Raw genomic sequence first — 6,598 nt, forward strand, 5'->3', positions numbered from 1 at the left:
CGGCCGCCCGCACGGCCGGCGTGGCTCAGGCCACGTCCAGCCGGCTGCCCAGCCGGTAGACCGTGCGCAGCATCACCCCGTTGAACGGCCAGAGCGACAGCTTGGTGCGCACGCGCGACAGGTGGCTGTCGATGGTGCGCGCCTGCTCGCGCATCGGCGCGCCGTGCCAGACCTTGTCGATCATCGTGCGGCGCGAGATCAGCGTGCCGATGTTGCGGAATAGTAAAAGCGCCAATGCATACTCCTTGGGCGACAGCGTCACCGGCGCGCCCTTGACCCACACCTGCCGCTCGGGCACCGAGAAGCGGTATTCGCCGCAGACGATCTGGTCCGGCACGTTGTCCAGCGCGGCGGCGGCCGGCGCCGGCACGGGCCGCATCGGCGCGGCGGCCGCGCGACGGGCCAGCGCCTCGATGCGGGCCAGCAGCTCGCCGTCGCGCACCGGCTGCGGCACGTAGGCGTCGGCGCCGGCCATCAGGCAGCGCGCGATGTCGGCCTCGGCGTCGCTGGCGCCCAGCATCATCACCGGCAGGCCATGTCCGAGCGTGCGTCGGACCCAGTCCAGCAACGCCTCGGCATCGACGTCGGCCACGTCGCGGTCCAGCAGCAGCATGTCGAACGGCTGGCGGCGGATGGCGGACACCAGCGGCGGCGCGCCGCGAAAGCGCGTCAGGTAGTGCCCGCCCCGTTCCAGGGCGCGCTGCAGCACCAGGATGCGGGCCGGATTGTCTTCAAGCGCGGCGATCTTCACGGTCGTTCCTTCCGTTCCTTGCTCAGTCTTCGGGTGCGGCCCATGGTAGGCCGCGCCCCGTTGCGGACGAAGTAAACATTTGTGGCGGATCTAATTTTGAGCATCGTCTTATAGGGTTTGTGCGCGTCTCGGCATCTAATGAGCGCTGGACACATTACCTGCGCGCCCGGCACGGCGCGACGATGCATGACAAGAACAGGACTCAGGGTCGCCTCGCTGGAGAGCGACGCCGCGCAGGCGGCCATGATCCGCGCCGTTGTCACCGGCGCCGGGCACGAATGCGTGACCTTTGCCGATGGCCGGCGGATGCTGCTGACCTTGCGCAAGGTGGCCTTCGACCTGCTGCTGCTGGAATGGGACGCGCCGCACGTGAGCGGGCTGGAGGTCCACAACTGGGCGCGCGCCCACCTGGACCCGCGCCTGCCCGTGATGTTCGTGGCCCGGCGCAACGGCGAGGCCGAGATCGCGGCGGCGCTGGCGGCCGGCGCGGACGACTACATGGCCAAGCCGATCCGCGCCGTGGAGCTGTCCGCCCGCATCCACGCGCTGCTGCGGCGGGTCTACCCGGACACGCGCCAGCGCGACGACGACCGGCTGGGCTGGGGCCGCTACACGTTCGACCTCGTCACGCGTCAGACCGCCCGCAACGGCGTGACGGTGCCGCTGACGCCCAAGGAATTCGACCTCGCGCTGCTGATGTTCCGCAACGCCAACCGGGTGGTGCCGCGCGAGCACATGGTGACGGCGGTCTGGGGCCGCGAGTTCTCGCCGATGTCGCGCACCATCGACACCCACATCTCGCGCGTGCGCAACAAGCTTGGCCTGTGGGACGAGAACGGCGTGCGCGTGGTGCCGGTCTACACCCACGGCTACCGGCTGGAACTGCTGGAGGACCAGCGGCCCGCCGCCGGCATTCCGGCCGCGCCGGCGCCCGCGCCAAGAAAAAAAGGCACCCGAAGGTGCCTTTCCCCAAACAGCCGATGAAGCGGCGATCAGAAGATGTGGCGGATACCTGCGGCCACGCCCATCTGGGTGCCGTTGCCCGGCAGTTCGGTCGCCACGCCCTTGGTCAGCTTGTTGTAGTCGACCGTGCCGTAGACCTGGGTGCGCTTGGACAGCGAGTACTCGGCCAGCAGCACGCCGGTGTAGCGGTTGCCGTCGTTGCCGCTGACGCCGTTCTTGTTCTCGACGCGATCGGCATAGAACACGCCGGTCACGGCCAGGGCCGGGGTGACGTTGTACGTCACGCCCACGTAGCCCAGCGTGTCCTTGCGCGGGTTGCTGGCAGCGCCGGCGGCGATGGCCGTGCGGGCAGCCGGGGTCGACACGATGGCAGCCTGGTTCAGGAAGCTGTTGTCGATCACGCCGGTGCTGTCGCGGCCACCAACGTAGCCCAGGAACAGCTTGGCCGGGCCGATGCCGTACTTGCCGGCCACGCCCCACATCTGCTGCTTGTTGCTGTTGATGTCCTTGATTTCCTGGTACACGGCGCCGATGCCGAACGGTCCGATGTCGTACGCGGCACGGGTGCCCCAGTACTGGTTCTTCGTCTGGCTGCCCGGCTGCTCGCCGAAGCCGTAGCTGGCGCCGACGTTCAGGCCCGCGAACGAACCCGAGTAGCTGACGACGTTGTTCTGACGGAACTGCGTCAGGAAGAACGGCCAGGCGTTGGCGGTGTAGTTGCCGATGGTCAGCGGGTCGAAGTCGCCGAACAGGTTGAAGCCCTCGGTGTACTGGCGGCCCAGCTTGATGGCGCCGAAGTCACCGGCCAGGCCGACGTATGCCTGACGGTTGAAGATCTGGCCCGACGAGTTCATCGTGCCGTTGTCCAGGCTGTAGCCGCCTTCCAGCTGGAAGATGGCCTTCAGGTTGTTGCCCAGGGCCTCCGAACCCTTCAGGCCCCAACGGCTTTGCGTCACGGCGCCGTCCGTCATCTGAACCTGGCTGTTGCCGGCGGCGTTGGCGTGGTTGGTCCAGCGGACGCTGACGTCGGCAATCCCGTACAGCGTGACCGACGTCTGGGCGAAGGCGCTGCCGCAGCACAGCGAGCCAATGGCGAGGGTCAGTAGCGATTTCTTCATGGTGCTCCTTTTCTGTCTTGTGGTTGGATCGCCCCGGATCACGGCGCGTCCAGCTTTGTGGATAACGTTTGCACTAAACGCCGCGAAAATTTAACAAAACGCGGATAGTTCCGACATAAATCCGAAGCCGAGGCAGGCTTCGAGAAGACATTTGGTGCAAATTCGTTGGTTTGCCGCTACACAATGCCTGAGGGCTGACGAAATGGTGCATGGCAGCACGCGCCACGGCGGTGCATCGGCGGGAACAGGCCAGAAGAGGGCGGGGATGGCGGCGTACGCCGGCACGCGTGGCAACCGCCACGCGGGGCGGTTGCTGCGGTGCAAAAACCCCAACGAACGTGGGGCAGGGTTATCCCTCGAACGGGATCAGGGGGCGGTCAACGGCGCGCGATGACCGGGGCACGGCAGCGCAGGCTCAGGCCTGCGGAATCTCGATCTTGACCTCGAGCACTTCCAGGTTGTCCTGGCGCTCCAGGCTCACGCGCAGATCCTGGTCGCTGATCTTCACGTATTTCGAAATGACGGCCACCAGCTCGCGCTGCAGGGCCGGCAGGTAGTCGGCCGGCGCCGAATGGCCGGACCGCTCGTGGGCGAGAATGATCTGCAGCCGCTCCTTGGCGACCGACGCGGACTTCTTCTTCTCCCCCAGCAGGAAGGACAGGATCGACATGTGGATGAGCCCTCCGTTACTTGTTGCCGAAGATGCGCGAGAACAGTCCCGGCTTCTGGTAGTCCGTGAAGCGCAGCGGCTTGTCCTTGCCCAGGAAGCGGTCCACCACGTCGCCGTAGGCGTCGGCCACGTCGGTGCCGTCGAGGTGGATGGCCGGCGTGCCCTGGTTTGACGCATGCAGCACGGCTTCCGATTCCGGCACCACGCCAATCAGCTTGATGCGCAGGATTTCCTGGATGTCGGTCAGCGACAGCATCTCGCCGCCGTGCACCCGCTTGGGGTTATAGCGCGTGATGAGCAGATGTTCCTTGATCGGATCGCCCTCGCTGGCGCGCTTGGTCTTCGACGCCAGGATGCCGAGGATGCGGTCGGAGTCGCGCACCGACGACACTTCGGGGTTGGTCACGATCAGCGCCTCGTCGGCAAAGTACATGGCCATCAGCGCGCCGGTCTCGATGCCGGCCGGAGAATCGCAGACGATGTACTCGAAATCCATGGCCTTCAGGTCGTTGATGACCTTTTCCACGCCGTCGCGGGTCAGCGCTTCCTTGTCGCGCGTCTGCGAGGCCGGCAGGATGAACAGGTTCTCGCACTTCTTGTCCTTGATCAGCGCCTGGTTCAGGTTCGCTTCGCCCTGCACCACGTTGATCAGGTCGTACACCACGCGGCGCTCGCAGCCCATGATCAGGTCGAGGTTGCGCAGGCCGACGTCGAAGTCGATCACGGCTGTCTTGTGGCCGCGCAGGGCCAGGCCGGCCGCGAAGCTCGCGCTGGTGGTGGTCTTGCCAACGCCCCCCTTGCCGGAGGTCACTACGATGATTTTTGCCATGGCTCTTGGGTCCGGTATGTGTGGATCTGGTTCGTTCTGACAGGCGCGGCGGTCATTTCATCCGCAGCGGTTCGAGAATCAGCTTCTCGTCGGCCAGGCGCACCTGGGCCGACTTGCCGAGCACGTCGGGCGGGAGCGTCTGCTCCGCGGTCCGGTAGATGCCGGCGATGGAAATCAGCTCGGGCTCCAGGCACGTGCAGAAGATGCGCGCGTCCGGGTTGCCCTTGACCCCGGCCAGCGCGCGGCCGCGCAGCGGGGCATAGATATGGATGTTGCCCTCGGCGATGACCTCGGCGCCGTAGCTCACCAGGTCCAGGATCACCACGTCGCCCTGCGCGTAGACCTGCTGGCCCGAGCGCAGCGGCTTGTCGATCAGCAGGGTGGGGATGGCGCGCGGCGTGGCGGCCGCCGCGTTGGCGGCGGCCATGATCTCGGCAATCTCGGACGCCGCGCCATTGACCGGCGTGCTGCCGCTGGCCGGGGCGCCATCGGCCGGGGCCTCGCTGGCAGCGGCGGCGTCCGGCTGGGCAGCGGGCTCCTCGCGGCCGCCGCGCCGGCTCTGGCTGTCCAGCAGCGGCAGGCCGAAGCCGCCGGCCCAGGCGCGCTGGTCGGCGCGGGCCACCACGCCGATGGCGCGGGCGTTCAGCGTGGCCAGCGTGTCGATCACGCGGTCCAGCGCCAGCGCGCCGTCGCCGTCCAGCCGGCGCAGGTCCAGCGCCACCACATCGTCGGAGAAGAAGTCGGGGGTCGATTCGAAGCGGGAGAGAAGATCGTCCCGCAGCGCGTCCATGTCCGCGGTCTGCAGTGCGAGAAGGAGGGCGTCGACATTGCCACTGCGCAGCTCGAAACGTGGCGATTTCTTCTGGGACATAGCCGGGTGACCGTGGAAATGGGACATTCTAACGTCGGATTTCGGGGGAACTGTAACAAATGTTGGTTCGCCGGCCGGGGGTGGACGATGCGGACCATATGCCCGCGCCAGGTGCGCCGCGCGGGCCGCGCACCGGTCCGCCGGCGGCCGCGCCGGGCGCATCGGGCTGTCAGCGCAACGCCTATCGCGCACCCGGCGCGCGCTTGCTAGCATGGCGCATCTTTTGAAGCGGAGCACCCATGGGCGCCATCGTCAACTGCGCGGCCTATCGCCAGGGCAAGAAGCTGGGCAAGGTCGATTTCGCGGACATCGGCCCGGTGCTGGCCGAGCCTGGCACCTTTGTCTGGCTGGGCCTGCACGAGCCGGACCTGGCGCTGCTGCGCCGCGTGCAGCAGTCGTTCGGCTTGCACGACCTGGCCGTCGAGGACGCGCTGGACGCCCACCAGCGGCCCAAGCTCGAAACCTACGGCGATTCGGTCTTCGTGGTGCTGAACACCGCCCAGCTCGTGGGCGAGGAAGTGGTGGTCGGCGAGACCCACCTGTTCGTCGGCCCGAACTACGTGGTGTCGGTGCGGCACGGGGCCAGCTCCACCTACGCGCCGGTGCGCGAGCGCTGCGAGCAGGACCCGCAGGGCCTGGCCAACGGCCCCGGCTACGTGCTCTATGCGCTGATGGACTTCGTGGTGGACCACTACCTGCCCATCGTCACCCGGCTGGAAGACGCCTTCGAGCAGCTGGAGCAGGGCATCTTCCGCGACGAATTCGACCGCGAGGCCATCCAGCGGCTCTACCACGTCAAGCACCAGGTCCTGCGCCTGCGCAACGCCGTCTACCCGGTGGAGGACATGTGCGGCCAGCTGATCCGCCTGCACGAGGACCTGGTACCCAAGGAACTGCGCGCCTACTTCCGCGACATCGAGGACCACTGCAGCCGCATCGTCCGCTCGCTGGACGTGGTGCGCGAGATGCTGACCACGGCCGTGCAGGTCAACCTGGCGCTGGTGACCGTGGGGCAGAACGAGGTGGTCAAGCGCCTGGCCGGCTGGGGCGCCATCCTGGCCATTCCCACCGTCGTGTTTTCGTTGTACGGGATGAACTTCGACTTCATGCCCGAGCTCAAGTGGCACTACGCCTACCCGGTGGTCATCGGCGTCACCGCCACGGCCTGCGGGCTGCTGTGGAGCAAGCTGAGGCGGGCGGGGTGGTTGTAGGGTGGGCTTGATTCGGCGCTGACGGGTTGCTCCCCTCTCCCGCGCGCGGGAGAGGGGCCGGGGGTGAGGGCCAGCGGTCCAAACTGCCACTGTCGCATCTTGAGCCGAAATCGCTCTGGCGATAGCGGGTCTTGGCGGCCATCGTCGCGCCGGCGGCGGGCGGCTCGCCGGCCACCCAGGACAGG

General features: G+C 67.4%; 7 protein-coding genes. 2 read left to right on the plus strand and 5 right to left on the minus strand.

The window, feature by feature from the left end:
* Positions 1–25: 25 nt before the first annotated feature.
* Positions 26–751, minus strand: coding sequence for a response regulator transcription factor (locus tag QTN24_RS12605; protein WP_313837441.1), 726 nt, complete (start codon positions 749–751; stop codon positions 26–28).
* 186 nt (positions 752–937) lie between these two features.
* Here QTN24_RS12605 and QTN24_RS12610 point away from each other — a divergent pair, with 186 nt between their 5' ends.
* Positions 938–1,735: a response regulator transcription factor gene (locus QTN24_RS12610; protein WP_124682780.1), complete on the plus strand. Its 798-nt coding sequence runs from the start codon at positions 938–940 to the stop codon at positions 1,733–1,735.
* An 8-nt stretch (positions 1,736–1,743) separates the two neighbouring features.
* Here the strand turns inward: QTN24_RS12610 and QTN24_RS12615 are convergent, their stop codons facing one another.
* The 4 genes from QTN24_RS12615 to minC all read right to left on the minus strand — a co-directional run bounded on the left by QTN24_RS12615 (position 1,744) and on the right by minC (position 5,202).
* Entirely contained in the window at positions 1,744–2,832 is a 1,089-nt protein-coding gene (locus QTN24_RS12615) for a porin (protein ID WP_124682779.1), read from the minus strand.
* Between the two features lie 415 nt (positions 2,833–3,247).
* A complete protein-coding gene (gene minE / locus QTN24_RS12620; protein WP_008645119.1) occupies positions 3,248–3,502 on the minus strand; it encodes a cell division topological specificity factor MinE in 255 nt (84 codons plus the stop codon).
* Positions 3,503–3,518: 16 nt separating this feature from the next.
* Positions 3,519–4,331 (minus strand): septum site-determining protein MinD, encoded by an 813-nt coding sequence (gene minD, locus QTN24_RS12625; RefSeq protein WP_124682777.1) that lies wholly within the window; start codon positions 4,329–4,331, stop codon positions 3,519–3,521.
* 52 nt (positions 4,332–4,383) lie between these two features.
* Positions 4,384–5,202 carry a septum site-determining protein MinC gene (gene minC / locus QTN24_RS12630; RefSeq protein ID WP_313837446.1) on the minus strand — a complete coding sequence of 273 codons (819 nt, stop codon included), beginning with the start codon at positions 5,200–5,202 and terminating at the stop codon, positions 4,384–4,386.
* A 239-nt stretch (positions 5,203–5,441) separates the two neighbouring features.
* Between minC and QTN24_RS12635 the strand changes: the two genes are divergently transcribed.
* Complete coding sequence (locus QTN24_RS12635) at positions 5,442–6,413, plus strand: magnesium and cobalt transport protein CorA (protein ID WP_124682775.1); 972 nt, start codon at positions 5,442–5,444, stop codon at positions 6,411–6,413.
* The last annotated feature ends 185 nt before the right edge of the window (positions 6,414–6,598 follow it).

It is taken from the genome of Cupriavidus sp. SZY C1 (genome assembly GCF_032190535.1).
GTDB lineage: Bacteria > Pseudomonadota > Gammaproteobacteria > Burkholderiales > Burkholderiaceae > Cupriavidus > Cupriavidus pauculus_C.

Bases quoted from the DNA above. Each gene is read 5' to 3' on its own strand.
- minD (WP_124682777.1), bottom strand. From the start codon at position 4,331: ATGGCAAAAATCATCGTAGTGACCTCCGGCAAGGGGGGCGTTGGCAAG.
- QTN24_RS12615 (WP_124682779.1), bottom strand. From the start codon at position 2,832: ATGAAGAAATCGCTACTGACCCTCGCCATTGGCTCGCTGTGCTGCGGC.
- QTN24_RS12610 (WP_124682780.1), top strand. From the start codon at position 938: ATGACAAGAACAGGACTCAGGGTCGCCTCGCTGGAGAGCGACGCCGCG.
- minC (WP_313837446.1), bottom strand. From the start codon at position 5,202: ATGTCCCAGAAGAAATCGCCACGTTTCGAGCTGCGCAGTGGCAATGTC.
- minE (WP_008645119.1), bottom strand. From the start codon at position 3,502: ATGTCGATCCTGTCCTTCCTGCTGGGGGAGAAGAAGAAGTCCGCGTCG.
- QTN24_RS12635 (WP_124682775.1), top strand. From the start codon at position 5,442: ATGGGCGCCATCGTCAACTGCGCGGCCTATCGCCAGGGCAAGAAGCTG.